General features: G+C 49.8%; 1 rRNA gene. It reads left to right on the top strand.

The annotated features are described in order from the left end of the window. Positions 1-11: 11 nt before the first annotated feature. Positions 12-1,236: ribosomal RNA gene (locus tag E1171_RS01145) — 23S ribosomal RNA — on the top strand; the annotation flags it as partial.

The raw sequence follows: 1,236 nt of genomic DNA on the forward strand, positions 1-1,236 counted from the left end.
AAAAGAGATACGAGAAAGTAGATAAGGGCGCATGGTGAATGCCTAGGCTCTCAGAGGCGAAGAAGGACGTGTTAAGCTGCGAAAAGCTGCGGGGATCGGCACCTACGAATTGATCCGCAGATATCCGAATGGGAGAACCCGGCAGGTTGAAGACCTGTCATCCGCAAGGAAGCCAACCCGGAGAACTGAAACATCTAAGTACCCGGAGGAAAAGAAAACAATAGTGATTCCCTAAGTAGTGGCGAGCGAACAGGGAACAGCCCAAACCGAGGCGGTTAAGGCCGCTTCGGGGTTGAAGGACCTGCATAATCTTTAAAACAAGAAGCTGAAGCATCTGGGAAGTTGCTCCACAGAAGGTGAAAGACCTGTAAGCGCAATTGTTTTAAAGAGGCGGGTATCCTGAGTAGGGCGGGACCGGAGAAATCCCGTCTGAATCTGGCGGCACCATCCGCTAAGGCTAAATACTCCTGAGAGACCGATAGTGAACCAGTACCGTGAGGGAAAGGTGAAAAGTACCCTGAATAAGGGGGTGAAATAGTACCTGAAACCATGCGCTTACAAGCGGTCGGAGCGGATTAGTTCCGTGACGGCGTGCCTTTTGCATAATGAGCCTACGAGTTACTCTTTGTTGGCAAGATTAAGGATTTAAGGTCCGTAGTCGAAGCGAAAGCGAGTCTGAATAGGGCGCGTTAGTCAGCAGAGGTAGACGCGAAACTTGGTGATCTACCCATGGGCAGGTTGAAGGTTGGGTAACACCAACTGGAGGACCGAACCAGTACACGTTGAAAAGTGTTTGGATGACCTGTGGGTAGGGGTGAAAGGCCAATCAAACTGAGAAATAGCTCGTACTCCCCGAAATGCTTTTAGGAGCAGCGTCGATATAAAGTCTAACAGAGGTAGAGCTACCAATAGGACTAGGGGGCTTCACCGCCTACCAACTCCTGATGAACTCCGAATGCTGTTAGATATGATCGGCAGTGAGGGCATGGGTGCTAAGGTCCATGTCCGAGAGGGAAAGAACCCAGACCATCAGCTAAGGTCCCTAAATATACGCTAAGTTGAACAAAGGTGGTCCAGTTGCTTAGACAGCCAGGATGTTGGCTTGGAAGCAGCCATTCATTTAAAGAGTGCGTAACAGCTCACTGGTCGAGCGACCGGGCGTCGATAATAATCGGGCATCAAGTGTATTACCGAAGCTATGGAATTGTAAAATTGGTAGGGGAGCATTCTATTTGC

This window comes from Xanthovirga aplysinae, from assembly GCF_009711365.1.
GTDB classification, from domain to species: domain Bacteria; phylum Bacteroidota; class Bacteroidia; order Cytophagales; family Cyclobacteriaceae; genus Xanthovirga; species Xanthovirga aplysinae.